This window comes from Microbacterium barkeri, from assembly GCF_027921765.1.
Classification (GTDB): Bacteria; Actinomycetota; Actinomycetes; order Actinomycetales; family Microbacteriaceae; genus Microbacterium; species Microbacterium barkeri.
In genome coordinates this window covers 479,112-504,248 of record NZ_BSEJ01000001.1, presented here as the reverse complement: position 1 = coordinate 504,248, position 25,137 = coordinate 479,112, and the positions used below count along the sequence as shown (strand labels likewise).

Below are 25,137 nucleotides of genomic sequence, written 5' to 3'. Positions count from 1 at the left end.
GTCCGCCTTCCTAGCCGACGCGCTCAGCGGCGAGCATGATGGGGGCGTAAGTGCGCGGTCGACCAGGAGGAGACAGCCCGTGTCCACGGTGAACAGCTTCGGTGCGAAGAGCACCCTGACGGTCGGCAGCACCGACTACGAGATCTTCCGCCTCGACGCGGTCGCCGGCTTCGAGAAGCTCCCCTTCAGCCTCAAGGTCCTCCTCGAGAACCTGCTTCGCACCGAGGACGGCGCGAACATCACCAAGGAGCAGATCAGCGCCCTGGGCTCGTGGGACCCGAATGCCGAGCCGAACACGGAGATCCAGTTCACGCCGGCTCGCGTCGTGATGCAGGACTTCACGGGCGTGCCCTGCATCGTCGACCTCGCGACCATGCGCGAGGCCGTCACGGCCCTCGGCGGCGACCCCGACAGGATCAACCCGCTCTCGCCCGCCGAGATGGTCATCGACCACTCGGTCATCGCCGACCTCTTCGGCACCGAGAACGCCCTCGAGCGCAACGTCGAGATCGAGTACGAGCGCAACGGCGAGCGCTACCAGTTCCTCCGCTGGGGCCAGACCGCGTTCCAGGACTTCAAGGTCGTTCCCCCCGGTACCGGCATCGTCCACCAGGTGAACATCGAGCACCTGGCGAAGGTCGTCTACGACCGCACCGTCGACGGCGTGCTGCGCGCGTACCCCGACACCTGCGTCGGCACCGACTCGCACACCACCATGGTCAACGGCCTCGGCGTGCTGGGCTGGGGCGTCGGCGGCATCGAGGCCGAGGCCGCCATGCTCGGCCAGCCGGTGTCGATGCTCATCCCGCGCGTCGTGGGCTTCAAGCTCACGGGCGACATCCCCGCCGGCGTGACCGCGACCGACGTCGTGCTCACGATCACCGACATGCTGCGCAAGCACGGCGTGGTGGGCAAGTTCGTCGAGTTCTACGGCGAGGGCGTCGCCTCGGTGCCGCTGGCCAACCGCGCCACCATCGGCAACATGAGCCCCGAGTTCGGCTCGACGGCGGCCATGTTCCCGATCGACGACGTCACGCTCGACTACCTGCGCCTCACCGGGCGCGACGAGCAGACGGTCGCCCTGGTCGAGGCGTACGCCAAGGAGCAGCACCTCTGGCACGACCCGTCGCGCGAGCTCGTCTTCAGCGAGTACATGGAGCTCGACCTCGGCACCGTCGTGCCCTCGATCGCGGGTCCGAAGCGCCCGCAGGACCGCATCCTGCTGTCGGAGGCCAAGCCGCAGTTCCAGAAGGACATCCTCAACTACGCCTCGCTCCCCGAGGACACGGTCGAGGTCGAGGGCACCTTCCCGGCGTCCGACCCCGGCAGCACCCCCGGCGTGGAGCACGAGCACGTGCCCGCCAACGGCGTGTCGCACCAGCACGAGGAGCAGCACGCGGCGCACGCCGAGCACGCGGCGGCGGGCCTGCTCGCGAGCGGCGAGCGGCACGCGGCGTCGCAGCCGGTGAAGGTGACCACGCCCGAGGGCGAGTCGTACCTCCTCGACAACGGCGCGGTCACCCTGGCCGCCATCACGTCGTGCACCAACACCTCGAATCCGTCGGTCATGATCGCCGCAGGCCTTCTCGCCCGCAAGGCGCGCGAGAAGGGCCTCACGCGCAAGCCGTGGGTGAAGACGACGCTGGGCCCCGGCTCGAAGGTCGTGACGGACTACTACGAGAAGTCGGGCCTCGACAAGGACCTCGAGGGCCTCGGCTTCTACACCGTCGGCTACGGCTGCACGATCTGCATCGGCAACTCGGGACCGCTCATCGAGGAGGTCTCCGCGGCGATCAACGAGAACGACCTGGCCGTCACGGCCGTCCTCTCGGGCAACCGCAACTTCGAGGGCCGCATCAGCCCCGACGTGAAGATGAACTACCTCGCGAGCCCGCCGCTCGTGGTGGCCTACGCTCTGGCCGGCTCGATGAACTTCGACTTCGAGACCGACCCGCTCGGCAAGGACGAGAACGGCGACGACGTCTTCCTCAAGGACGTGTGGCCCTCGCCCGACGAGGTGCAGGAGATCATCGACTCGTCGATCTCCCGCGAGCAGTTCATCAAGCAGTACGCCACCGTGTTCGACGGCGACGAGCGCTGGAAGAACCTGCCCACTCCGACCGGCCCGGTCTTCGAGTGGGACGAGAGCTCGACGTACGTGCGCAAGGCTCCGTACTTCGACGGCATGACGATGGAGCTCACGCCGGTCGAGGACATCACCGGCGCTCGCGTGCTCGCGACGCTCGGCGACTCCGTGACGACCGACCACATCAGCCCCGCGGGCAACATCAAGGCCGGCACGCCGGCCGCGCAGTACCTGACCGAGCACGGCGTCGCGCAGCGCGACTTCAACTCGTACGGCTCGCGCCGTGGCAACCACGAGGTGATGATCCGGGGCACGTTCGCGAACATCCGCCTGAAGAACGCGCTCGTGAAGGCGGTCAACGACGGCCAGCAGATCGAGGGCGGCTACACGCGCGACTTCACGCAGCCCGAGGGTCCGCAGTCGTTCATCTACGACGCGAGCCAGAACTACCAGGCCCAGGGCACGCCGCTGGTCATCTTCGGCGGCAAGGAGTACGGCTCCGGATCGTCGCGCGACTGGGCGGCCAAGGGCACGCGCCTGCTCGGCGTGAAGGCCGTGATCACGGAGAGCTTCGAGCGCATCCACCGCTCGAACCTCATCGGCATGGGCGTCGTCCCGCTGCAGTTCCCCGCCGGCGAGAGCTGGGAGTCGCTCGGTCTCGACGGCACCGAGATCGTCTCGATCGAGGGTCTCGAGCAGCTCAACGAGGGCGTCACGCCGAAGACCGTGAAGGTCACCGCCGCGCCGAGCGAGCACTCCGCTCCCGGCAAGGAGACGGTGGAGTTCGACGCGGTCGTCCGCATCGACACCCCCGGTGAGGCCGACTACTACCGCAACGGCGGCATCCTGCAGTACGTGCTGCGCAGCCTCGTCTGACGCATCGCGTCGCGCGCATCGACGGCCCCGGGAGGCGATCCCGGGGCCGTCGTCGTCGCCGGGCCCGTCGTCGTCGCCGGGCCCGTCGCGCGCCGTCTCCCAGGTGCCCGGCGTAGGCTCGGAGCATGACTCTGCTCGACCGCATCCGGGGGCCCCGCGACCTCGACGCGCTCTCGCACGATGAGCTCGCGACGCTCGCGGAGGAGGTGCGCGCCTTCCTCATCGAGAACGTCGCGCGCACCGGCGGCCACCTCGGACCGAACCTCGGCGTCGTGGAGCTGACGATCGCGCTGCATCGCGTCTTCGACTCCCCGAGCGACCCGATCATCTGGGACACAGGGCACCAGTCCTACGTGCACAAGCTCCTGACCGGTCGGCAGGACTTCTCCGGTCTCCGCTCCCGAGGCGGCCTCGCGGGCTACCCGCAGCGCTCGGAGAGCGAGCACGACGTCGTCGAGTCCTCCCATGCGTCGAGCTCGCTGAGCTGGGCGGACGGCATCTCCCGCGCGTTCCAGCGCACGGGCCGCAGCGATCGGCATGTCGTGGCCGTCGTCGGCGACGGCGCGCTCACGGGCGGCATGACCTGGGAGGCGCTCAACAACATCACCGACGACAACGAGCGCAACCTCGTCATCGTCGTGAACGACAACGGCCGGTCGTATGCGCCGACCATCGGCGGCATGGCCCGCTACCTGAACCGCGTGCGCACGGGCGAGGTGTACCGCGACCTCGGCGAGAAGTCCGGTCGGCTCGCGGGCAAGTTCGGCGCGGCCGGCCGCGCACTGTATCGCGGCGTGCGCGGGGGGACCCACGGCTTCCTGTCGCGTCTCACGAACAACAGCCAGCTGTACTCGCAGCTCGACATCAAGTACCTCGGCCCGGTCGACGGCCACGACCTGCCTGCGCTCATCGAGACGCTCGAGCTCGCGAAGGCGTTCGGCGCGCCCGTGATCGTGCACGCGATCACGGAGAAGGGGCGCGGGTACCAGCCCGCCCTCGACGACCAGGCCGACCAGTTCCATGCCGTCGGGCGCATCGACCCCGCGACGGGCGATCCGATCGGCGCGTCCGCTGGCCGCGGCTGGACCGAGGTGTTCGCCGAGGAGCTCGTGCAGGTGGGTGAGGAGCGCCCCGAGGTGATCGCGATCACGGCCGCGATGCTGCGGCCGACGGGACTCGCTCCGTTCGCCGAGCGGTTCCCCGATCGCGTGTACGACGTCGGGATCGCCGAGCAGCACGCGGTCGCGTCAGCCGCGGGGCTCGCCTACGGCGGCCTGCACCCCGTCGTGGCCCTGTACTCGACCTTCGTGAACCGCGCGTTCGACCAGGTCCTCATGGACGTCGCCCTGCACCGCGCCGGGGTGACGTTCGTCCTCGACCGCGCAGGCGTCACCGGCCCCGACGGGCCGAGCCACCACGGCATGTGGGACCTCGCGCTCCTGCACATCGTCCCGCACATCCGCCTCGCCGCGCCCCGCGATGGGGAGCGGCTGCGCGAGGAGCTGCGCGAGGCCGTCGCGGTCGATGACGCGCCCACCGTGGTCCGCTTCCCGAAGGGGGCGGTGGGCGAGGAGATCCCCGCGCTCGAGCGCCTCGCCGACGGCGTCGACGTGCTCGCGCGCGGTGGCGAGGAGGACGTCCTCATCGTCGCGATCGGCACCTTCGCCGAGACCGCGCTCGACGTCGCACGGCGGCTCAGGGCACAGGGCATCGGCGCCACCGTCGTCGACCCGCGGTGGGTCGTCCCGGTTCCCGCGTCGATCGTCGAGCTCGCCTCGCGACACCGACTGGTCATCACCCTCGAGGACGGCATCCGCGTCGGCGGCATCGGGACGCGCGTGCGCCAGGTGCTGCGCGAGGCGGGCGTCGACACCGCGGTGGACGAGCTGGGCCTTCCTGACGCCTTCATCGACCACGCCTCGCGCGATCAGGTGCTCGCGGATGCGGGCCTCACACCCGCGAAGATCGCCCAGGACGTCGTCGCGCAGGTGCTCGGCACCCGCGTGCCGGTCGCGCGGCCAGAGAAGGACGGCCGCGGCGTCCCGACCGTGACCGGACAGATCGGCCGCATCGCGAACAGCTCCTGAGACGCGACAGCGGGGCGCACCGTGTCGGTGCGCCCCGCTGTCGTCGCCTCGCTGGCCGTCTCAGGCGTCGACGCCGCGGATCACGGGATCGTGGAACGTGCCGCCGAACACGCGCTCGGATGCGCCGACGCGGTCGAGGTAGACCGAGGCGCCGCCGTCGATGAACGGCCATCCGGCGCCCAGGATGAGCGCGAGGTCGATGTCCTCGACCTCGGGGACGACGCCCTCGTCGAGCATGATCCGGATCTCGCGCGCGAGCTCGTCCTCGACACGACGGAGGATCTCCTGCTCGGAGACAGGGGAGGAGCCGACCGAGAGCGCCTTCTGCGCGTCCTTCGTCCAGCCGGTGACCCGACCGGACCTGTCCTTCTCGACCGCCTGGGGCAGGTCGGCGAGAGCGTGCAGGTTCGCCGAGGCGTGGAAGCGGTCGGGGAAGTGCGACACCATCGTGTCCTGCACGTGGGCTGCGACCTTCCAGCCGACGAGGTCGATGAGCTGGAACGGCGTCATCGGAAGGCCGAGGGGCGCGAAGGCGCGCTCGACCGTCATCAGCGGCGTGCCCTCGTCGATCGCGCGTGCAGCCTCGCCCATGACCTTCGCGAGCAGGCGGTTGACGATGAAGCCCGGAGCGTCGGCCGAGCCGATCGCGTTCTTGCGGAGGTCCTTCGCGACCGCGTATGCCGTCGCGAGCGCCTCCTCGCTCGCCTGCGGCGTGCGGACGACCTCGATGAGCGGCATGACCGCGACCGGGTTGAAGAAGTGGAAGCCGACGAGGCGCTCGGGGTGCGCGAGCACCGAGCCGATCTCCTCGACCGAGAGCGACGACGTGTTCGTCGCGAGGATCGCCTCGGGAGAGACGATCCGCTCGATCTCGGCGAAGACGTCCTGCTTGACCTTCGTCTCCTCGAACACGGCCTCGATGACGAAGTCGCAGTCCGCGTACTCGGCCTTGTCGATCGTGCCGTGCACGAGCGCGCGGAGGCGATTCGCGGCGTCGCCGTCCAGCCTCCCCTTCTGCTCGAGCTTCGCGATCTCCTCGTGGATGTACGCGAGACCCTTGTCGACACGCGCCTGATCGACGTCGGTGATGAGCACGGGCACCTCGAGCCGACGCAGGAACAGGAGTGCGAACTGGCTCGCCATGAGGCCCGCGCCGATGACGCCGACCTTCGTGACCTTGCGGGCGAGCGAGCGGTCGGGGGCGCCCACGGGCCGCTTCGCGCGCTTCTGCACGAGGTCGAACGCGTACATCGACGCGGCGAACTGATCGCCCGCGATGAGGTCGGCGAGCGCCTCGTCCTCGCGCGCGAACCCCTCGGCGCGGGTGCCGGAGCGCGCCTTGTCGAGCAGATCGAGCGCGCGGTAGGGCGCGCGGGGGACCGTGCCGATGCGGCTCTCGAGCATCCCGCGCGCGACCTTGATCGCGACGGGCCACTTCGTCAGGCGCTCGATCTTTCCCGGAGCGTTCCTGCGCTCGACCTTGATCGTCCCGGCGAGCACGCCGTCGGCCCAGGCGAGAGAGTCCTCGAGGTAGTTCGCGGGCGGGAAGATCGCGTCGAAGATGCCGAGCTCGAACGCCTGCTGCGGCTTGAGCGTGCGGTTCTGCTTGAGCGGGTTCGAGATGACCACCTCGAGCGCGTTCTCGATCCCGATGAGGTTCGGGAGGAGATAGGCGCCGCCCCAGCCGGGGACGAGCCCGAGGAACACCTCGGGCAGCGCGATCGCGGCTGCCGACGAGTCGACGGTCCGGTAGGTGGAGTTGAGGGCGATCTCCGTCCCGCCGCCGAGCGCCAGCCCGTTCACGAACGCGAACGACGGCACGCCGAGGTCAGACAGCTTGCCGAGGACGTGGTGGCCTTGCTGCGCGATGAGCAGCGCGTCCTTCCGCTCGCGCAGAGCGCTGATCTGCGACAGGTCGGCCCCTGCGGCGAAGATGTAGGGCTTGCCCGTGATCGCCACCGCATCGATCTCGCCGGCCGCGGCGCGCGCCCGCAGCGTCTCGAGCACGCCGTCGAGCTCCGCGAGCGTGCGCGGGCCGATCGTGTTCGGCCGCTTGTGGTCGCGCCCGTTGTGGAGCGTGATGAGCGCGATCGTGCGACCCCCGCGCGTGCGGATGTCGCTGACGAGGGAGTGCGTGACGACCTCGTCGGCCGTGAGCGCCTCGAGCCCGGAGAAGTCGATGGAGGAGTAGTCGGTCATCGTGCTCACTTCCGCTTCTTCTTGCCGGTGTAGTGCGGGTTCTCCCACACGACGCTGCCGCCCTGACCGAGCCCGACGCACATCGCGGTGAGGCCGTAGCGCACCTCGGGGTGCTCGGCGAACTGCGCAGCGAGCTGGATCATGAGTCGCACGCCGGACGCCGCGAGGGGATGCCCGACCGCGATGGCGCCGCCCCAGGGGTTGACCCGCGGGTCGTCGTCGGCGATCCCGAAGTGGTCGAGGAACGAGAGCACCTGGATCGCGAAGGCCTCGTTGAGCTCGAACAGGCCGATGTCGTCGATCGTGAGCCCCGCCTTCGCGAGGGCCTTCTCGGTCGAGGGGATGGGGCCGATGCCCATGATCTCCGGCTGGACGCCCGCGAACGCGAAGGAGACCATCCGCATCTTGGGCGCGAGGCCGAGCTCCTTGACCGCGGCCGACCCGGCGAGCAGGCTCACGGTCGCGCCGTCGGTGAGCGGCGACGACGTCCCTGCGGTGACGCGCCCGTGCGGCCGGAACGGCGTCTTGAGGGAGGCGAGGCCCTCCATCGTCGTCTCGGGGCGGCGTCCCTCGTCCTCGGTGGCGAGCGCCCACGCTCCGTCAGGGCGCGCCACCGCGACCGGGACGAGATCGGGCTGGATGCGCCCGGCGTCGTAGGCCGCCTGAACCTTCTGCTGGCTCAGCATGCCGAAGCGGTCGGCGCGCTCCTTCGTGAGGTGCGGGAACCGGTCGTGGATGCGCTCGGCGGTGACGCCCATGTTGAGCGCGCCGGGATCGACGAGCTTCTCGGCGACGAAGCGCGGATTCGGATCGGCGTTCGACCCGATGGGGTGCCGGCCCATGTGCTCGACTCCGCCCGCGATGGCGAGGTCGTACATGCCGACGCCGATCGACGCGCCCATCGTGGTGACCGCCGTCATCGCGCCCGCGCACATCCGCTCGATCGCGAGGCCCGGCACGGTCTGCGGGAGTCCCGCGAGGATGGCCGCGGTGCGGCCGAGGGTCAGGCCCTGGTCTCCTGTCTGCGACGTGGCCGCGATGGCGACGTCGTCGATCCTGTCGGCGGGGACGCCGCCGTTGCGCTCCATGAGCCCGATCATCGCCTTGACGACGAGGTCGTCGGCTCGGGTGTTGGCGTACATGCCCTTCTCGCCGGCGCGCCCGAACGGGGTCCGCACGCCATCGACGAAGTAGACATCCGAAAGCTCGGCCACTCTGCCTCCCTGTGTCAGTTGACCTCAGCCTAGGCACGGGCGGGCGCGCGTCTCCGCATCGATTGGGATGAACCTACGAAGCCGGATCGCCCTGCTCTCCGGGCCTTTGCGCGGCGCGCACAAACGCGGCGGCGATGAGGTCAGCGGTGGCCTCGATCTGCCAGGGGCGGGCTCCCTGCGCGCGGAGGGCGTCGCCGACCGTGGCGGCATCCACGACGGCGGGCGGCTCCCACGCCACCCGGCGCAGCGTCTCGGGTGTGAGGAGGTTCTCCGTGGGCATCGACAGCTCGGCGGCCTTGGCCTCGACGTCGGGCCGAGCCTGCTTGAGCCGCTGGTCGGCCTCGGGGTTGCGGTCGGCCCATGCCCGATGGGGCGGCAGCGCATCGCTCGGGACCCGCTCGGCAGGGAGGTCGTCGCTCTCGCGTCCGGCGACGATCGCGTTCCACCAGCGGTCGAGCTCGGTCCGGCTCGCGCGGCCGGTGAACTCGCGGATGCCGGCGAGGGCCTGCTTCGTGCGCGGCGTGGCCAGCACCGCGGCGACGAGCGCGCGATCGGGCACGAGTCGACCGGGCGAGACGTCCTGAGCCTGCGCGAGCTCCTCGCGCGCGCGCCACAGCTCGCGAGCGACCGCGAGATTGCGACGGCCGCGCACCTTGTGCAATCCGCTCAGGCGCCGCCACGGGTCGGGGCGCGGCGCCTTCGGCTCGCGCGCGAGCGTCGCCTCGAACTCCTGACGGGCGAACTCGGCCTTGCCCGACGCCTCGAGCTCGTCCTTCAGCCGGTCGCGCACGTCGACGAGGTGGAGGACGTCGAGCGCCGCGTACTCGAGCCACGCGGGCGGGAGGGGCCGGGTCGACCAGTCCGCGGCCGAGTGCGCCTTCGCGAGCTCGATCCCGAGCGCGGCCTCGACGACGGCGCCGAGGCCGACGCGCTCCCAGCCGAGGAGGCGGGCGGCGAGCTCCGTGTCGAAGATGCGCCGAGGATCGAGCCCCAGCTCGCGGAGGGAGGGCAGGTCCTGGCTCGCCGCGTGGAACACCCACTCCTCGTCGCCCAGGAGGCGCTGGATGGCCGTCACGTCGGGAACCGCGATCGGGTCGACGAGCAGGACGCCGCCGTCGCGGCGGTAGAGCTGCACGAGGTAGGCGCGCTGCGAGTAGCGGAATCCGGAGGCGCGCTCGACGTCGACGGCCACGGGGCCGGTGCCCGCGGCCAGGCGCTCGACAGCCTCGGCGAAGACCGCGGGGTCGTCGATCACGGGGAAGTCCGCTGCCGGCTGCTGGTCGGTCATCTGGGCCTCCGGGCGCCGAACACGGCGATGTCCTCCGACCCCGGCGGGAGGCCGGCGAGCATGCAGACGAGCTCGGCCCAGGCCTCGACGTGGGAGCGGAACGATCCGACGGGCGACCACGAGGCGCGCAGCTCGATCTGCGCGCCGTCGCCCTCGGCGGCGAGTGCCCCGAACCCCTTCGACAGGATCTTCGTCGCGGTGCCGGAGGGGGAGTGGTACGGCGCCCCGCGGGTCTCCAGCGCGTCGACGAGCCACGACCAGGTGACATCCGCGAGGAGCGGATCGGTCCCGATCTCGGGTTCGAGGGGAGCCTGGGCGAACGTCACGATGCGCCAGCTGCCGCCCCATGACTCCTGCCCGTCGGGGTCGTGGAGCAGGATGAGCCGGCCGGTCCCGTACGGCGAGTCGCCGTGGTCGTCGGGTCGGACATCGGCGGCGAGGGCGATGCTGAAGGGCGCCAGACCCTGCGGCGACGGGATGTCGCGCACGGTGAGATCGCCCCGGAACGTCGCCGAGCGCACGGCCGCCTCCGCCTCCGCGAAGGCGTCTGAGCGCGCCCGATCTCCCGTCACGTCGACAGATTAGAGTGAGGGTGCCATGAACACCCCCAGGCGCGCCGCATCCCCGGTCCTCATCGGTCTCCGCTCCGCTCTCACCGTGCTCGCCGCCATGCTCGCCGGCGTGGCGGGCGCCGTCGCCTACGTCTCGCTGCGGATCGCGCGCAAGGCGGTCACGCCCGGCCCGCGCGTGGCCGACGTCGCCGTCCACGGGTTCGACACCGGCGCGCAGACGATCACGCTCTCGCGCACGCCCGATACGGTCCTCCCCGGGCGCTACGGGCTCTTCACGGGCGGATCGGAGCACTACCTGAAGCTCGGCGCGGTCCTCGCGGAGGACGGGCAGCGCGTGCGGAGGAAGCTGCTCACGCAGGTCGACTCGAGCTCGCAGATCGGACCGTACGCGGCCTTCAGCGGCTGGTACTGGGAGCGCGCCGAGGAGCTCCACCTCCCGTTCACGACCGAGTTCATCGGTGCCCCCGTCGGGCCCTGTCCCGCGTGGTACTTCCCGGCCGAGGATCCGGATGCGGACACGTGGGTCGTCGCGGTCCACGGGCGCGGGACGACCCGCGCCGAGGTGCTCCGCGCGGTTCCCGTCCTCCATGAGGAGGGGCTCCCCGTCCTGTGCGTCTCGTACCGGAACGACGGCGAGGCGCCGCGCAGCCGCTCGGGCCGGTACGGTCTCGGCGCGACCGAGTGGCGCGACGTCGACGCCGCCGTCGCGTGGGCGCTGCGGCGCGGAGCCCGCCGGATCGTCCTGATGGGGTGGTCGATGGGCGGGGCGATCGTCCTCCAGGTCGCGCTCAACTCGGCGCACGCCGACGCGATCGCGGGCGTCATGCTGGAGTCGCCCGTCGTGGACTGGCGGCTCGTGCTGGGATTCCAGGCGCGCGAGCTCCGCGTCCCGTCGCCCTTCACCCGCCTCGCGATGGGCGCGCTCGGACAGGAGTGGACGTCGCGGGTCGTGCGCCACGGCGACCCGATCTCGCTCGACGACCTCGACATCGTCTCCCGCGCGGAGGAGCTGCGGCATCCGATCCTGCTCCTGCACAGCGACGACGACGGGTTCGTGCCGTCCGACGCCTCGCACCGGCTCGCGTCCGAGCGCCCCGACCTCGTGACGCTCGAGCGCTTCCACACGGCGCGCCACACGAAGCTGTGGAACTTCGACGAGCACCGCTGGAACAGCGCGATCCGCTCCTGGCTGCGCACGCAGGCGCTCGTGCCCGACGTCGGCGGGGCCTGAGCCGCCTCAGACGAGACGCGAGCGGATCTGCCGCTTGGCGCGCAGGAGCATCCCGGTCATGCCCGAGATCCGCAGCGGCGACACGACGCGGGTGAGGCCGAGGGTCTGCGGGAAGTCATCGGGCACCGCGAGGGCCTCGTCGGCGGTGAGGCCCGTGAGTCCCTGAGCGAGGATGCTCGCGAAGCCGCGCGTCGTGGGCGCCTCTGCGGGCGCGGTGGCGTGCATCGCGACGCGACGATCGGCGTCGACCTCGAGCACGATGAACACGGGCGACTGGCATTCCGCGACGCGCTCGGTGAGCTCCGGGTGATCGGCGTAGCGCGCGGGGATCTCCGGGAGCTCGTTCGCGAACTCGAGGAGGAGCTGGAGACGCTCAGGCTCATCGAGCGCGAGGAACTCGTCGCGGATCTCCGCGAGGGCGTCGGGGAGCGCGTGGTCGGTCATCCGCCCCAGACTACTGCGCGGTGAGCGCCCCTGGCTCGCCGCCCGTCGCGATCGGCACCCGGACGGCGCTGCCCCACTCGGTCCAGGAGCCGTCGTAGTTGCGGACCTTCGGGAAGCCGAGGAGATGCTTGAGGACGAACCACGTGTGGCTCGAGCGCTCGCCGATGCGGCAGTACGCGACGATGTCGTCGTCGTCCTGCAGGCCGATCTCGTCGCGGTAGATCGCCTCGAGCTCGGCGCGCGGGCGGAAGCCGCCGTCCTCCGCGACGGCCCGCCCCCACGGCACGCTGCGGGCCGTGGGGATGTGGCCGGCGCGGAGCGCTCCCTCCTCGGGGTACGCGGGAGCGGTCGTGCGCTCGCCGGTGTACTCCTCGGGGGAGCGCACGTCGACGAGCGGACCCGCGCCGAGATGCGCGAGGACGTCGTCCTTGAACGCGCGCAGCGTGGCGTCGTCGCGCTCGACGACGGGATACTCGACGGCCGCCCGCACCGTGCGCTCGGTCGTGAGCTCACGGCCCTCGGCGATCCAGCGATCGCGGCCTCCGTCGAGGAGGCGGACGTCCTCGTGCCCGAAGAGCGAGAACACCCAGAGGGCGTAGGCGGCCCACCAGTTGCTCTTGTCGCCGTAGATCACCACCGTGTCGTCACGGGAGATGCCCTTGCGGCCGAGCAGCTCGGCGAAGCCCGCGCCGTCCAGGTAGTCGCGCACGACCGGGTCGTTCAGCTCCGTGTGCCAGTCGATCTTGACGGCGCCCGGGATGTGGCCGGTCTCGTAGAGGAGGACGTCCTCGTCCGACTCGACGACCACGAGACCCGGCTCGCCGCGGTGCTCTTCAAGCCATTGGGTCGAGACCAGCCGCCACGGCTCGGCGTACGCGGCGAACTTCTCCTGCGACTCATCCGGTGCGACGGCCATGGCTGCTCCTCGTTATCGTTGTGGGGACCCGTCTTCGAGCCTACGGCCCGCGAGCACGGTGCGGCTCGGCCCGTCGGCCGGGGCGCGTAACCGACAGACATCTGAGGACCCATGACCTCCACCGCGACCGAGATCGTCCACCTCGCCGACCGCCATCCGCAGCTGTCCGGCGAGGAGATGCTCGCCAGCCTCGTGCCGCCGCGGCAGTTCGACGACGCGACATTCGCGTCGTACCGCGTCGACCCCGACTATCCCTCGCAGCTGGAGGCGAAGGAGGAGCTCGAGCGGTTCGCGACGGGGGCCCAGCCCGCGCGGCGCGGCGGGCTCTTCTCGCGCAGGCCCAAGCTCCCGGAGACCAAGCCCGGCGTGTACCTCGACGGCGGGTTCGGCGTCGGCAAGACGCACCTGCTCGCGGCGATCTACCACGCGGTCCCCGCCCGGCGGAAGCACTTCGGCTCGTTCATCGAGTACACCGCCCTCGTCGGCGCGCTGGGCTACAAGAACACGGTCGAGCTGCTGCGCGGATCGGCGCTGCTGTGCATCGACGAGTTCGAGCTCGACGACCCGGGCGACACGATGGTGATGACGCGGCTCCTCGGCGAGCTCGTGGCGTCGGGGACGCGTCTGGCGGCGACGAGCAACACCCCGCCGAACGCGCTCGGCGAGGGGCGCTTCGCCGCGCAGGACTTCCTCCGCGAGATCCACGCGATGTCCGACAGCTTCCGCACCCTGAGGATCGACGGCGTCGACTTCCGCCAGCGATCCCTCGACGGGCACGCCGTCGTCCTCGACGACGCGGAGTACGACGCGGCGCTCGCGGGCGCGGGCGGCTCGGCCTCCGACGACGGCTTCGATGCGCTCATCTCGCACCTCGCCCGCGTGCACCCCTCGCGCTACATCCGCCTCATCGACGGCCTCAGCGCCGTGGGTCTGCGCGACGTGCGCCAGCTCACCGACCAGTCGGAGGCGCTGCGCTTCGTCGCGTTCGTCGACCGCGTCTACGACGCCGAGCTGCCGATCCGCGCCACGGGCGCACCGCTCGAGGACGTGTTCGGCGCCGACATGCTCGCGGGGGGCTACCGCAAGAAGTACCTCCGCGCGATCTCGCGTCTCGTCGCGTCGACGCACGCGTGACGCGCTGCCGCCCGAGGTCCTCCCCAGGGCGGCGAAACACGATGTTTACGGAACGCCGATCCTCGTAACACATCGGAAACACCAGCCGCACCAGACGGGTAACGCGCTGTCGGGACACTGAGTCCACCCGGTCGAGCGCACCACGTCGACCAGATTGCTCACCGGTGTCCCCTCACTCGATCTGGAGCAACACATGGATAGCGGAAACACCGCGTGGCTCGTCACCGCCACGGCCCTCGTTCTCTTCATGACGCCGGGCGTGGCGTTCTTCTACGGCGGACTCGTCAAGGCGAAGTCGGTCATCAGCATGATGATGATGAGCTTCGGCGCGCTCGGCCTCGTCGCCGTGCTGTGGATCCTCTACGGCGCGAACATGAGCGCCGTCGAGAGCGCCTGGGCGTTCGCCGGCAACCCGTTCAGCGACTTCGGCCTGGTGGGCATCGCCGAGGACAGCGACGCGCTGCTCGCGACGGCGTTCGGTGCGACCTTCGCGATCATCACCGTCGCCCTCATCTCGGGCGCGATCGCCGACCGCGCGAAGTTCGGCGCGTGGATGGTGTTCGCCGGCATCTGGGCGACTCTCGTCTACTTCCCCGTCGCGGCCTGGGTCTGGGGCGGCGGCTGGATCTACAGCCTCGGCTCGAGCCTCTTCCCCGAAGCGGGCGTCGAGGTCATTGACTACGCGGGCGGCACGGCCGTGCACATCAACGCCGGTGCGGCGGCGCTCGCGCTCTCGCTCGTCCTCGGCAAGCGCATCGGCTTCCAGAAGGGCATCCAGAAGCCGCACAACGTTCCCCTGGTCATGCTCGGCGCCGCGATCCTCTGGTTCGGCTGGTTCGGCTTCAACGCCGGTGCTGAGGGCACCGGTGCCCTCGGCGGAGAGACGACCGTGGGCCTCATCGTCCTGAACACGCTGGGTGCGACCGCCGCGGCGATCATCGGCTGGCTGATCATCGAGAAGGTGAAGGACGGCAAGGCGACCTCGGTCGGAGCCGCGTCCGGCGCGGTCGCGGGACTCGTCGCGATCACTCCCGCGTGCGCCGACCTCGCTCCCGGCTGGGCGCTTGTGCTCGGCTTCGTCGTCGGCATCGTCTGCGCGCTCGCGATCGAGCTCAAGTGGAAGCTCGGGTATGACGACTCGCTCGACGTCGTCGGCATCCACCTTGTCGGCGGCATCATCGGCACGATCTACCTCGGCTTCTTCGCAACCGGCACGGGGCTCTTCCTCGGCGGCGGCATCGAGCAGCTGGTCGTGCAGGTCATCTCGGCGCTGGCCGTGCTCGTGTACTCCTTCATCGTCGCGTGGCTGCTCGGCTTCGCGATCGAGAAGACGCTCGGTTTCCGCGTCAAGAACGAGGACGAGATCGCCGGAGTCGACACGGTGATCCACGGCGAGGAGGGCTACGCGATCGAGGCCCGCTGAGCCTCCGACCACGGACCCAGGACGCCCCCGGCCGAGCGGCCGGGGGCGTCCTCGCGTGCGGGAGCCGGTAGGGTGACCGCGTGGCAAGACAGGGATTCCTCGGGGCGCTCGCGGGCATCGCGCTCGACGTCCTCGCGCAGGCGACCAGGCCCCGGCGGAAGGAGCGCACCCGCGCGGCCGCCCCCGACCGGGCTCCGTCCGCGCCGCGCCCCGCGCGCGATACGGTGCGCGAGGTCCCGCATGCGGCGTCGGACGCGCACTCGGGTGCGGACACCGTGGAGGTGGACCCTCGCGCGGTTCGCGACCTCGTCCTGACCTATGCGCCCGACCGCGACGGGGCACCCGACGGCGGCGAGATCATCTGGACCTGGGTGCCGTACGCCGAGAACGACGGGCGCGGGAAGGATCGGCCCGTCCTCGTGATCGGCCGGCACACGTCCGATCGCTCGTACGCCGTGAAGCTCACGAGCAAGTCTCATGACGGCGACCGGGAGTACGTCTCGATCGGTTCCGGGGAGTGGGATGCCCAGGGCCGCGAGTCGTGGGTCGACCTCGACCAGCTCTACAGCGTCCACGTCGCCGGGATGCGGCGCGAGGCGGCAGAGCTCGACCGTCGACGGTTCGAGCGCGTCGCTCAGGAGCTCGTGCGCCGCTACGGCTGGCGCACGGGGGCGTAGGCGCACGCGCCGCACCGGAGCCGGCGCGCCGTCGGGTTCCCAGGGTCAGGTCTGCACCTCGGTGGTGAGCTCGCGCGCGTGGGCCGAGCACAGGCCGGCGCCGCATTCGGTGCAGACTGCGAGTGCCAGGTTCTCGACGCCGACGGCGTCGCAGTCATGACAGCGCATCGGCCGTCTCCTGAGCTGAGCCGGGCGCACGCCGGGCGGTCGTGATCTCGCGAACCGGGCGACACGGATTCCCGACGGCGACGACGCCGGCGGGGATATCGCGGGGGACGACGGATCCCGCCCCCGACGATGGCGTCGTCCCCGATCGTGTCGCCAGGGGTGTTCGTGACGGAGCCTCCGAGCCACACCCTGCTGCCGATCGTCACGAGCCCGCCTCCGACGACGAGGAAGTCCGCGTTGATGAACGTGCGGTCGCCGATCACGAGCCGCTCGCCGTAGTCGATGCTCAGCGGCGGCCGGAAGCTCCGGAGGGAGGGCAATGGTCTCTCATGCGATGCCGGTCACCGCGCGGCCCTGCTCGCGTACCGCGCGGGCGGGGAAGAAGACGAAGCCCCCGGCGGGACCGGGGGCTTCTCATGGTGGGCGATACCAGACTCGAACTGATGACCTCTTCCGTGTGAAGGAAGCGCGCTACCAACTGCGCCAATCGCCCATGTGGAGTTGTCGTGCCTCGGCGGCACAGGTGTCGAGCATACCGGATCGGCTCGGCGCAGGCGAACCGGATCGCCCGTCTCGCGTGTCGCACGTGAACAGTCGGTGACACGCCCGGATCCGGGTCGTGGTTTGGCCGGTCGTGGAACGTGGGCTAAAGTGGTGCAAGTGCCCGGAGCGAGACTCCGGGGGCGAAATGCGGATGTAGCGCAGTTGGTAGCGCATCACCTTGCCAAGGTGAGGGTCGCGAGTTCGAGTCTCGTCATCCGCTCGAGTGCAGGGGTTCCGAAAGGGATCCAGGCACGTGGGTTCGATCCCCGCGGTGGCGTGGCCGAGAGGCGAGGCACCGGCCTGCAAAGCCGTTTACACGGGTTCGAATCCCGTCGCCACCTCGCTCGACAACTGAATAGCTCTTGATGAGCGCGATTGGCGCAGCGGTAGCGCGCTTCCCTGACACGGAAGAGGTCACTGGTTCGATCCCAGTATCGCGCACGCGGATGTAGCGCAGTTGGTAGCGCATCACCTTGCCAAGGTGAGGGTCGCGAGTTCGAGTCTCGTCATCCGCTCGCGCACAGGGCCCCCTCGTGGGGCCCTGTTCCTTTGGGCGATTGGCGCAGCGGTAGCGCGCTTCCCTGACACGGAAGAGGTCACTGGTTCGATCCCAGTATCGCCCACCCGAGAACCCCCGCTTCGGCGGGGGTTTCGTCGTTCTCTCGGGTGCACGCGGTGCGAGCCCACGGAGGCGGCGCAACTAGGATGGTCGAGTGACCACCGGATTCGACCTGTACCCCGAGAAGAACGTCGTCGCCATGCGCGTCGACGGTGAGCTGAAGGACCTCGCAGCCGAGGTCGCGGAGACGCAGACGACGGAGCCGGTGACGATCGACAGCCCCGACGGGCTGAACATCCTGCGCCACTCCACCGCGCACGTGCTCGCGCAGGCGGTGCAGAAGATCAACCCCGCCGCGAAGCTCGGCATCGGCCCGTTCATCGCCGACGGCTTCTACTACGACTTTGGCGTCGACGAGCCGTTCACGCCCGACGACCTCAAGGCGATCAAGAAGGAGATGCAGCGCATCGTCAAGGAGGGCCAGCGGTTCGTCCGCCGGGTCGTCACAGACGAGGAGGCGCAGGCCGAGCTCGCCGACGAGCCGTTCAAGCTCGAGCTCATCGGCCTCAAGGGCGGCAAGAAGGAGGCCGCGGAGGGGGCGAGCGTCGAGGTCGGCGCCGGCGAGCTGACCATCTACGACAACGTCGACGCGAAGAGCGGCGAGACGCAGTGGAAGGACCTCTGCCGCGGCCCTCACGTGCCCTCCACGCGCCTGCTCGGCAATGGCTGGGACATCGTGCGGGTCGCGGGCGCGTACTGGCGCGGCAGCGAGAAGAACCCGCAGCTCCAGCGCATCTACGGCACGGCGTGGCCCACCAAGGATGACCTGAAGGCCTATCAGGACCGCCTCGCCGAGGCCGCGCGTCGCGACCACCGCAAGCTCGGCAAGGAGCTCGACCTCTTCTCGTTCCCCGACGAGATCGGGTCGGGCCTGTCGGTCTGGCACCCGCGCGGAGGGATCGTGCGCGGCGAGATGGAGCAGCACGCGCGTCGGCGCCACATCGAGGGCGGCTACACCTACGTCTACACGCCGCACATCTCGAAGGAGGACCTGTTCCTCACCTCGAACCACCTCGTCACATACAAGGACGGGATGTTCCCGCCGATCGTCATGGACGAGGAGCGCGACGAGGACGGCAACATCACGAAGCAGGGCCAGGACTACTACCTGAAGCCCATGAACTGCCCGATGCACATCCTCATCTACAAGGAGCGCGCGCGCAGCTACCGCGACCTCCCGCTGCGGTTCGCGGAGAACGGGACGGTCTACCGCAACGAGCTGTCCGGCGCGCTGCACGGCCTCACGCGCGTGCGCGGCTTCACGCAGGACGACTCCCACCTCTTCGTGACGCCCGAGCAGCTCGAGGCCGAGGTGACGAAGGTGCTCGAGTTCATCATCTCGATGCTGCGCGACTTCGGCCTCGACGACTTCGAGCTCGAGCTGTCGATGCGCGATGACGAGAAGGCCAAGTGGATCGGCTCGGACGAGTTCTGGGAGTACTCGACGAACGCGCTGCGCAATGTCGCGGTCGCGAGCGGGCTCAAGCTCACCGAGGTCCCCGGAGAGGCCGCGTTCTACGGTCCCAAGATCGACCTCAAGACGCGCGACGCGATCGGCCGTGTGTGGCAGCTGTCGACCGTCCAGGTCGACCCGAACCTCCCGGAGCGCTTCGACCTCGAGTACACCGCGGCGGATGGGTCGAAGCAGCGGCCGATCATGATCCACCGAGCCCTGTTCGGCTCGATCGAGCGCTTCTTCGCGATCCTCCTCGAGCACTACGCGGGCGACTTCCCGGTCTGGCTCGCGCCGCAGCAGGTCGTGGCCGTGCCCGTGGCCGATGAGTTCGCGCCCTACCTCGAGGACGTCGCCCAGCGCCTGCGGGTCGAGGGCGTGCGCGTGGAGGTCGATCGGTCCGACGACCGCATGCAGAAGAAGATCCGGACGCACTCGACCGGCAAGGTTCCGCTCATCCTCATCGCGGGGGAGCAGGACCGCTCGGCCGGCACGGTGTCGTTCCGCTTCCGTGACGGATCGCAGCGCAACGGCGTCCCGATCGACGAGGCGGTGCGCCTTGTCACGGGCGCGATCGCCGAGAAGAAGCTCATCCTGACGGACGAGGACCTCTGACATGACCGAGGAGCACGAGGCGCGCGAGGAGTTCGCGCGCCTCGAGCCGTCGTCTGACTTCCCGTCGTCGGCCGATGCGTTCCAGCGACTCTGGACGCCGCACCGGATGGCGTACATCAACGCGGGCGCGGACGCGAACCGCGGCACGGGCTGCCCGTTCTGCGCGGCGCCGGGCAAGAGCGACGAGGACGCCCTCATCGTGCACAGGGGAGAGCACGCCTTCGTGCTGCTCAACCTCTTCCCGTACAACTCGGGGCACCTGCTCGTGTGCCCGTATCGCCACATCGGCCTGTACGACGAGGCGGACCCGCACGAGACGGCCGAGATCGCCTATCTCACGCAGACGGCGATGCGCGTGCTCCGCTCCGTGTCCCGGTGCGACGGGTTCAACATCGGGATGAACCAGGGCCACGTCGCGGGCGCGGGCGTCGAGGAGCACCTCCACCAGCACGTGGTGCCCCGCTGGGCCAGCGACGCGAACTTCTTCCCGATCATCGCGAAGACGAAGGCGCTCCCGCAGCTCCTCGGCGAGGTCCGCTCGGCCATCGCCGGCGCCTGGCCCGAGTACCACTAGACACGCAGCGAGCGCAGCGAGCCGCCCCCGGTCGTTGAGCGACGAGCGCCAGCGAGGAGTCGAAACGCGACTCAGCGAGCGCAGCGAGCCGCCCCCGGTCGTTGAGCGACGAGCGCCAGCGAGGAGTCGAAACGCAAGCCCCGGTCAGCGCGCTGCCCGGCACGCGGCGGCAAGGTCTCGGGCGAGCGCCTCGGCATCGTCGTCGGCGAGACCGTGCACCGTCAGACGGAGGTGGTGTGACGGCGTCGCGGCGTCGTCGAGCACGAAGTCGTCACCCGTCCGCGCGAGCCAGCCGCGGCGCATGAGCTGCTCGGAGACGGCGCGGGCCGGCGCCGGGAGCGGCACCCAGAGGCTCAGCCCATCACCGGCGTCGACCTCGATGCCGTGGCGCGACAGGCGCTGCGCGAACGCCGCGTTCCGCTCGGCGTAGTGCGCGCCGGCGCGCTCGAAGGTCGCGAGCGCGACCGGGTCGGTGAGGAGCGCGACGGTCAGTCGCTGGAGGAGATGACTGACCCACGTCGTCCCGGGGCTCAGCCGCAGCGCGAGACGGTCCGCCGTCTCGGGGTCGGACGCGGTCACCGCGAGGCACATGTCGGGCCCGAGGAACTTGGAGACCGAGCGCACGAGCGCCCAGCGCCGGTGCGCGGGGCCGATGATCGAGTGGTACGGCCTGCGCGACAGGAGAGAGAAGTGGTCGTCCTCGATCACGAGGACGTACGGATGGTCGGACAGCACGGCGCGGAGGTCCGCTGCGCGCGCGGGTGACAGTCCGGCACCGGTCGGGTTCTGCGCGCGCGGGGTGCAGACGATCGCGCGCACCCCCTGCTCGAGCGCGTGACGCAGTCCGTCGACCGTCATCCCCTCGGCGTCGACCGGCACGGGCACCGCGCGGTAGCCGCCGAGTCGGACGGTCTGGATGCTCGCGAGGAAGCACGGGTCCTCGAGGGCGACCGCGTCGTCGCGCATGAGGGCCTGTGCGAGGAGGCGCTCGACCGCGTCGACGGCGCCGCTCGTGATCGTGAGACGCGGAGGGCCTGCCGGTGCGAGGTCCTGGCTCATCCACGCGCGGGCGCGCTCCTCGAGCTCTCGGTCGATGACGGGCTCTCCATAGAGCACCGGGCGGCCGGCGAGCGAGGCGAGCGCGTGCGACATGTCGGGGATCAGAGCGGGATCGGGATTGCCCGTCCCGACGTCGCGCAGCACGCTGTCGGTCGCATAGCCCTCCTGAGCGACGGGGGAGCGGTCGGCGATCCGCGTGCCCGCACGCCCCTGCGTGAGGACGATCCCCGCCTGGGCGAGCTGACGGTACGCGGCGACGGCGGTGTTGCGGTTCACGCCGAGATGCTCGGCGAGCGAGCGGACCGGGGGAAGGGCGTCGCCGGGCCGGAGCCGGCCGCGTTCGAGGAGGGCGCGCACGCTGTCGGCGATGTCCGACGCGGAGCGGCCCGTGATCTCGATGACGCCCTGTTCCATTCCGCCGAGTCTACGGCCCGCACCGTGCTACGGTTTGACCTAGGTCAAAAACCAGAATGTACCCGACCGTCGCCGGACGGCGACGACGTGAAAGGAAGCACCGTGGCCACTGCCACCACTGGAACCGGGCGCGTCAAGCGCGGACTCGCCGAGATGCTCAAGGGCGGCGTCATCATGGACGTCGTGACGGCCGAGCAGGCGCGCATCGCCGAGGACGCGGGAGCGGTCGCCGTCATGGCGCTCGAGCGCGTGCCCGCAGACATCCGCGCGCAGGGTGGCGTCGCCCGCATGAGCGACCCCGACCTCATCGACGAGATCATCGCGTCCGTCTCGATCCCGGTGATGGCGAAGGCGCGCATCGGGCACTTCGTCGAGGCGCAGGTGCTGCAGGAGCTCGGCGTCGACTACATCGACGAGTCCGAGGTGCTCTCGCCGGCCGACTACGTCAACCACATCGACAAGTGGGGATTCACCGTGCCGTTCGTGTGCGGCGCGACGAACCTCGGCGAGGCACTGCGCCGCATCACCGAGGGCGCGGCGATGATCCGCTCGAAGGGCGAGGCCGGCACGGGCGACGTCTCCGAGGCGACCAAGCACATCCGCCGGATCACGAGCGACATCAACGTGCTCCGCTCGAAGACCAAGGACGAGCTCTACGTCGCGGCCAAGGAGCTGCAGGCGCCCTACGAGCTCGTCGCGGAGATCGCGGAGACGGGCAAGCTGCCGGTCGTGCTCTTCACGGCCGGCGGTGTGGCGACCCCCGCCGACGCGGCCCTCATGATGCAGCTCGGCGCGGACGGCGTCTTCGTCGGCTCCGGCATCTTCAAGTCGGGCGAGCCGGCCAAGCGCGCGGCGGCGATCGTCAAGGCCACGACGTTCTACGACGACCCCAAGGTCGTCGCAGAGGCGTCGCGCGGCCTCGGCGAGGCCATGGTCGGCATCAACGTCTCCGACCTGCCGGCGCCGCACCGCCTCGCCGAGCGCGGCTGGTAGCCGTGCCCGCCGCACCGCGCGTCGGGGTGCTCGCGCTGCAGGGGGATGTGCGCGAGCACGTCGCCGTGCTCGAGCACCTCGGCGCGCACGTCGTGCGCGTGCGTCGGCCAGAGCAGCTCGACGAGATCGACGGCATCGTCCTCCCCGGTGGAGAGTCGAGCGTGATCGACAAGCTCGCGCGCGCCTTCGACGTCCGCGAGCCCCTCGTGGCGGCCATCCGCACGGGGATGCCCGCATTCGGGACGTGCGCGGGGCTCATCCTGCTCGCCGACCGGATCAGCGACGGCATCGAGGGTCAGCAGACGTTCGGCGGGCTCGACGTCACCGTGCGCAGGAACGCGTTCGGCGGACAGGTCGAGTCGTTCGAGACGGAGCTGTCGACGCCGGTCCTCGGCGCCCCTCCCGTGCACGCGACGTTCATCCGCGCGCCGGTGGTCGAGCAGGTCGGCGCGCACGCCGAGGCGATCGCTGCGCTCCCGGACGGCCGCGTGGTCGCGGTGGAGCAGGATGGCCTCCTCGGCATCTCCTTCCACCCGGAGGTCTCGGGGGAGGAGCGGCTGCACCGCCGCTTCCTCGCTCGCGTGCAGCGCGCGGCCTGAGCGCGGCAGGGTCCGCACGGCGGGCCCTGCCGCTGCGGCGTCAGCGCACCTGGCGAACCGCGAACTCGAGTCGCGGATGCGCGAAGTGCTCCTGCGCCTGCACGAGCTGGAGCTCGCGGTCGCCCGCGGCGAGCGTCTGCTCGAGAAGGCCGAAGACGCTCGACGCGGTGCGCGCGAGCGCATCGGGCGCGGACCGCGTCGCGAGATAGTGCGAGGTGAAGAGGGCGGCCGTCACGTCGCCGGAGCCGTTCGCCTTCATGGGGAGGTGCGGCGTCTGCACGACCCACGCGCCGTCGTCGTCGACCACCATCATCTCGATCGTGCCCTCGGGCCGGTCGGGGCGCTCGACCGAGGTGACGAGCACCGTGCGGGGGCCCATGTCGCGCGCGGCGTCGGCCGCTGCGACCGTGGACTCGAGCGTGTCGGGCGCCGTGCCGGTCAGGAAGCCCAGCTCGAACTGATTGGGCGTGATGACGTCGGCGACGGGCACGACCTTCTCGCGCAGGAGGTCGGGGATCGCCGGGGCGACGAAGCAGCCCGACTTCGCGTTGCCCATGACGGGGTCGCACGCGTAGACGGCTGCGGGATTGGCCTCCTTGACGCGTGCCACGGCGTCGATGATCACATCGGCGATGCCCTCGCTGCCCTGGTATCCCGAGAGCACCGCGTCCAGCGACGCGAAGGCGCCGCGCTCCTCGACGCCGCGGATGACCTCGGCCACGTCGGCCGGCGGGATGAGCGGGCCCCGCCACGCGCCGTAGCCGGTGTGGTTGGAGAAGTTGACCGTGTAGACGGGGAGCACCTCGACGCCGATGCGCTGCATGGGGAAGACGGCGGCGGAGTTGCCGGCGTGCCCGTACGCGACGGCCGACTGGATCGAGAGGATCTTCATCCTGAGATCATCTCATCGCCGCCCGCGCGTCCGATCGGCGTGGTGGAATGGACGCGGACGAGGGGGGAAGCCGTGGACGGGCGTCGACGCGGGGTCGCGATCGCGTGGAGCGCGATCGGGCTCGTGGTGCTGGGCCTCGTGGCGGTGTTCCTCTGGTCCGTTCTGCAGCCGCAGGCCGAGCCGGCCGCGCAGCCGACGCCATCCGCGTCGGTCTCGACGACGCCGACGCCCACGCCGACTCCGACTCCGACGCCCACGGGGCATCCGGCGAACACCGAGGAGTACGACCTCGGGGCGCTGCCGGCGCTCGACGTCTTCGCGGTGATCCCCGAGCTCCCGCTGGACGACGACCCCGACGGCGAGACCGCGTCCCTGTCCGCTCGTCCGCTCGGCGAGGGCGCCCCGGTCTTCGCGGATCCCGAGGGCGAGCCGGTCGCGGCGCTCGCGCGCGAGCTGCCCTTCGAAGGCACGGTCGTCCCGGTCGTCGAGCGAGAGGAGCACTGGGTCAAGGTGCTCCTCGTCGGGCGCCAGAGCACGCCGTCGCAGGGCGACGCGCGCCAGGTCGCGGGATGGCTGCGGATGGCCGACGTCGAGCTGAGCGCGAACGCCGCGCGCGTCGAGGTCGACCTCGGCGACCGCACAATCGACATCGTCACGCCGGATGGCGCCGAGCGCGTCGCGACGGACTTCGCGTCGGGGACGACGGCGACGCCCACGCCTCTCGGGCGCTCCTTCATCATGCTCACGCGGGCCGTGCCGGAGCTGGCGTACACGGCGGGGCTGCCGATCGTCTACCTGTCGGCGCAGTCGCCGACGCTGGACGGGTTCGACGGGCAGAGCGTCGCGGTGACCGCCTTCCACTACCACGACGTGCGGTCGGGGCCCATCTCGAACGGATGCATCCGCCTGGGCGGCGAGGCGATCGCGCGCCTGGCCGAGCTGCCCGCGGGGACTCCCGTCTACATCCACGAGTGAGCGCCGTGCGCCGCCCGCACGAGCAGTTCGGCGCGAGCGAATAGAATCGTCCTGGACGGCGCGCGCAGCGCGCAGTCGCGCAGTCA

General features: G+C 70.7%; 20 protein-coding genes, 6 tRNA genes and 1 pseudogene. 16 read left to right on the top strand and 11 right to left on the bottom strand.

All coding sequences use genetic code 11. The annotated features are described in order from the left end of the window. Positions 1-79 precede the first annotated feature (79 nt). On the top strand, positions 80-2,962 hold the full coding sequence (locus tag PKE79_RS02555; RefSeq protein WP_271172075.1) for an aconitate hydratase: 2,883 nt from the start codon (positions 80-82) through the stop codon (positions 2,960-2,962). A 125-nt stretch (positions 2,963-3,087) separates the two neighbouring features. Beyond that, complete coding sequence (gene dxs / locus PKE79_RS02550; protein ID WP_271172074.1) at positions 3,088-5,049, top strand: 1-deoxy-D-xylulose-5-phosphate synthase; 1,962 nt, start codon at positions 3,088-3,090, stop codon at positions 5,047-5,049. A gap of 60 nt (positions 5,050-5,109) precedes the next feature. On the opposite strand, the gene PKE79_RS02545 is transcribed toward dxs, so the two are convergent. From PKE79_RS02545 to PKE79_RS02530, 4 genes are all read right to left on the bottom strand, one after another. Beyond that, positions 5,110-7,248 (bottom strand): 3-hydroxyacyl-CoA dehydrogenase NAD-binding domain-containing protein, encoded by a 2,139-nt coding sequence (locus PKE79_RS02545; protein WP_271172194.1) that lies wholly within the window; start codon positions 7,246-7,248, stop codon positions 5,110-5,112. A gap of 5 nt (positions 7,249-7,253) precedes the next feature. Continuing rightward, positions 7,254-8,462 (bottom strand): thiolase family protein, encoded by a 1,209-nt coding sequence (locus PKE79_RS02540; protein ID WP_271172073.1) that lies wholly within the window; start codon positions 8,460-8,462, stop codon positions 7,254-7,256. A 73-nt stretch (positions 8,463-8,535) separates the two neighbouring features. Then, positions 8,536-9,750, bottom strand: a complete 1,215-nt coding sequence (locus PKE79_RS02535) for a ribonuclease D (protein ID WP_271172072.1) — start codon at positions 9,748-9,750, stop codon at positions 8,536-8,538. Continuing rightward, a complete protein-coding gene (locus PKE79_RS02530) occupies positions 9,747-10,322 on the bottom strand; it encodes a DUF3000 domain-containing protein (RefSeq protein ID WP_271172071.1) in 576 nt (191 codons plus the stop codon). Before PKE79_RS02530 ends, PKE79_RS02535 begins: the two co-directional genes overlap by 4 nt. A 25-nt stretch (positions 10,323-10,347) precedes the next feature. Here PKE79_RS02530 and PKE79_RS02525 point away from each other — a divergent pair, with 25 nt between their 5' ends. After that, positions 10,348-11,553, top strand: a complete 1,206-nt coding sequence (locus PKE79_RS02525; RefSeq protein ID WP_271172070.1) for an alpha/beta hydrolase family protein — start codon at positions 10,348-10,350, stop codon at positions 11,551-11,553. 6 nt (positions 11,554-11,559) lie between these two features. On the opposite strand, the gene PKE79_RS02520 is transcribed toward PKE79_RS02525, so the two are convergent. After that, positions 11,560-11,997 (bottom strand): SufE family protein, encoded by a 438-nt coding sequence (locus tag PKE79_RS02520; protein WP_271172069.1) that lies wholly within the window; start codon positions 11,995-11,997, stop codon positions 11,560-11,562. 10 nt (positions 11,998-12,007) lie between these two features. Continuing rightward, the gene (locus tag PKE79_RS02515; RefSeq protein ID WP_271172068.1) at positions 12,008-12,913 is read right to left on the bottom strand and encodes a sulfurtransferase; all 906 of its coding nucleotides are present in this window, start codon (positions 12,911-12,913) and stop codon (positions 12,008-12,010) included. A gap of 111 nt (positions 12,914-13,024) precedes the next feature. Here PKE79_RS02515 and zapE point away from each other — a divergent pair, with 111 nt between their 5' ends. The 3 genes from zapE (at position 13,025) to PKE79_RS02500 (ending at position 16,147) form a co-directional block, all read left to right on the top strand. Further along, positions 13,025-14,047, top strand: a complete 1,023-nt coding sequence (gene zapE / locus PKE79_RS02510; protein WP_271172067.1) for a cell division protein ZapE — start codon at positions 13,025-13,027, stop codon at positions 14,045-14,047. 193 nt (positions 14,048-14,240) lie between these two features. Then, positions 14,241-15,470: an ammonium transporter gene (locus PKE79_RS02505; protein WP_271172066.1), complete on the top strand. Its 1,230-nt coding sequence runs from the start codon at positions 14,241-14,243 to the stop codon at positions 15,468-15,470. 224 nt (positions 15,471-15,694) lie between these two features. Next, positions 15,695-16,147 carry a type II toxin-antitoxin system PemK/MazF family toxin gene (locus PKE79_RS02500; protein WP_271172193.1) on the top strand — a complete coding sequence of 151 codons (453 nt, stop codon included), beginning with the start codon at positions 15,695-15,697 and terminating at the stop codon, positions 16,145-16,147. A gap of 45 nt (positions 16,148-16,192) precedes the next feature. On the opposite strand, the gene PKE79_RS02495 is transcribed toward PKE79_RS02500, so the two are convergent. The 3 genes and pseudogenes from PKE79_RS02495 to PKE79_RS02485 form a co-directional block, all read right to left on the bottom strand. Next, positions 16,193-16,315, bottom strand: a complete 123-nt coding sequence (locus tag PKE79_RS02495) for a DUF2180 family protein (RefSeq protein ID WP_271172065.1) — start codon at positions 16,313-16,315, stop codon at positions 16,193-16,195. Further along, positions 16,302-16,617: pseudogene (locus PKE79_RS16675) on the bottom strand (LbetaH domain-containing protein); the annotation flags it as partial. The pseudogene PKE79_RS16675 and the gene PKE79_RS02495, both read right to left, overlap by 14 nt. A gap of 115 nt (positions 16,618-16,732) precedes the next feature. After that, positions 16,733-16,808 (bottom strand) — tRNA-Val (locus PKE79_RS02485). Positions 16,809-17,005: 197 nt separating this feature from the next. Between PKE79_RS02485 and PKE79_RS02480 the strand changes: the two genes are divergently transcribed. The 7 genes from PKE79_RS02480 to PKE79_RS02450 all read left to right on the top strand — a co-directional run bounded on the left by PKE79_RS02480 (position 17,006) and on the right by PKE79_RS02450 (position 20,119). Beyond that, positions 17,006-17,078 (top strand) — tRNA-Gly (locus tag PKE79_RS02480). 50 nt (positions 17,079-17,128) lie between these two features. Continuing rightward, positions 17,129-17,199, top strand: a tRNA-Cys gene (locus PKE79_RS02475). A gap of 28 nt (positions 17,200-17,227) precedes the next feature. Then, positions 17,228-17,299, top strand: a tRNA-Val gene (locus PKE79_RS02470). 1 nt (position 17,300) lies between these two features. After that, positions 17,301-17,373 (top strand) — tRNA-Gly (locus PKE79_RS02465). Positions 17,374-17,409: 36 nt separating this feature from the next. Then, positions 17,410-17,481: transfer RNA gene (locus PKE79_RS02460), tRNA-Val, on the top strand. A 135-nt stretch (positions 17,482-17,616) separates the two neighbouring features. After that, positions 17,617-19,545: a threonine--tRNA ligase gene (thrS, locus tag PKE79_RS02455; RefSeq protein ID WP_271172192.1), complete on the top strand. Its 1,929-nt coding sequence runs from the start codon at positions 17,617-17,619 to the stop codon at positions 19,543-19,545. Between the two features lies 1 nt (position 19,546). Further along, positions 19,547-20,119 carry an HIT family protein gene (locus tag PKE79_RS02450; protein ID WP_271172064.1) on the top strand — a complete coding sequence of 191 codons (573 nt, stop codon included), beginning with the start codon at positions 19,547-19,549 and terminating at the stop codon, positions 20,117-20,119. Between the two features lie 144 nt (positions 20,120-20,263). Here PKE79_RS02450 and PKE79_RS02445 read toward each other — a convergent pair whose 3' ends face one another. Continuing rightward, complete coding sequence (locus PKE79_RS02445; RefSeq protein WP_271172063.1) at positions 20,264-21,592, bottom strand: aminotransferase class I/II-fold pyridoxal phosphate-dependent enzyme; 1,329 nt, start codon at positions 21,590-21,592, stop codon at positions 20,264-20,266. 102 nt (positions 21,593-21,694) lie between these two features. Here PKE79_RS02445 and pdxS point away from each other — a divergent pair, with 102 nt between their 5' ends. Both pdxS and pdxT read left to right on the top strand, forming a co-directional pair. Beyond that, positions 21,695-22,585, top strand: a complete 891-nt coding sequence (gene pdxS / locus PKE79_RS02440; RefSeq protein ID WP_271172062.1) for a pyridoxal 5'-phosphate synthase lyase subunit PdxS — start codon at positions 21,695-21,697, stop codon at positions 22,583-22,585. Between the two features lie 2 nt (positions 22,586-22,587). After that, on the top strand, positions 22,588-23,184 hold the full coding sequence (gene pdxT / locus PKE79_RS02435) for a pyridoxal 5'-phosphate synthase glutaminase subunit PdxT (protein ID WP_271172061.1): 597 nt from the start codon (positions 22,588-22,590) through the stop codon (positions 23,182-23,184). Positions 23,185-23,224: 40 nt separating this feature from the next. Here the strand turns inward: pdxT and pdxY are convergent, their stop codons facing one another. Next, positions 23,225-24,076, bottom strand: a complete 852-nt coding sequence (gene pdxY, locus PKE79_RS02430) for a pyridoxal kinase PdxY (RefSeq protein WP_271172060.1) — start codon at positions 24,074-24,076, stop codon at positions 23,225-23,227. 72 nt (positions 24,077-24,148) lie between these two features. On the opposite strand from pdxY, the gene PKE79_RS02425 reads away from it, so the two are divergent. Continuing rightward, a complete protein-coding gene (locus PKE79_RS02425; protein ID WP_271172059.1) occupies positions 24,149-25,051 on the top strand; it encodes a L,D-transpeptidase in 903 nt (300 codons plus the stop codon). The last annotated feature ends 86 nt before the right edge of the window (positions 25,052-25,137 follow it).

What these genes read in the sequence shown, in the direction of transcription:
- PKE79_RS02450 (WP_271172064.1), top strand. Translation starts at nt 19,547, where the DNA reads ATGACCGAGGAGCACGAGGCGCGCGAGGAGTTCGCGCGCCTCGAGCCG.
- pdxY (WP_271172060.1), bottom strand. Translation starts at nt 24,076, where the DNA reads ATGAAGATCCTCTCGATCCAGTCGGCCGTCGCGTACGGGCACGCCGGC.
- PKE79_RS02515 (WP_271172068.1), bottom strand. Translation starts at nt 12,913, where the DNA reads ATGGCCGTCGCACCGGATGAGTCGCAGGAGAAGTTCGCCGCGTACGCC.
- PKE79_RS02505 (WP_271172066.1), top strand. Translation starts at nt 14,241, where the DNA reads ATGGATAGCGGAAACACCGCGTGGCTCGTCACCGCCACGGCCCTCGTT.
- PKE79_RS02520 (WP_271172069.1), bottom strand. Translation starts at nt 11,997, where the DNA reads ATGACCGACCACGCGCTCCCCGACGCCCTCGCGGAGATCCGCGACGAG.
- dxs (WP_271172074.1), top strand. Translation starts at nt 3,088, where the DNA reads ATGACTCTGCTCGACCGCATCCGGGGGCCCCGCGACCTCGACGCGCTC.
- PKE79_RS02525 (WP_271172070.1), top strand. Translation starts at nt 10,348, where the DNA reads ATGAACACCCCCAGGCGCGCCGCATCCCCGGTCCTCATCGGTCTCCGC.
- PKE79_RS02535 (WP_271172072.1), bottom strand. Translation starts at nt 9,750, where the DNA reads ATGACCGACCAGCAGCCGGCAGCGGACTTCCCCGTGATCGACGACCCC.
- PKE79_RS02445 (WP_271172063.1), bottom strand. Translation starts at nt 21,592, where the DNA reads ATGGAACAGGGCGTCATCGAGATCACGGGCCGCTCCGCGTCGGACATC.
- PKE79_RS02545 (WP_271172194.1), bottom strand. Translation starts at nt 7,248, where the DNA reads ATGACCGACTACTCCTCCATCGACTTCTCCGGGCTCGAGGCGCTCACG.
- thrS (WP_271172192.1), top strand. Translation starts at nt 17,617, where the DNA reads ATGCGCGTCGACGGTGAGCTGAAGGACCTCGCAGCCGAGGTCGCGGAG.
- zapE (WP_271172067.1), top strand. Translation starts at nt 13,025, where the DNA reads ATGACCTCCACCGCGACCGAGATCGTCCACCTCGCCGACCGCCATCCG.
- PKE79_RS02495 (WP_271172065.1), bottom strand. Translation starts at nt 16,315, where the DNA reads ATGCGCTGTCATGACTGCGACGCCGTCGGCGTCGAGAACCTGGCACTC.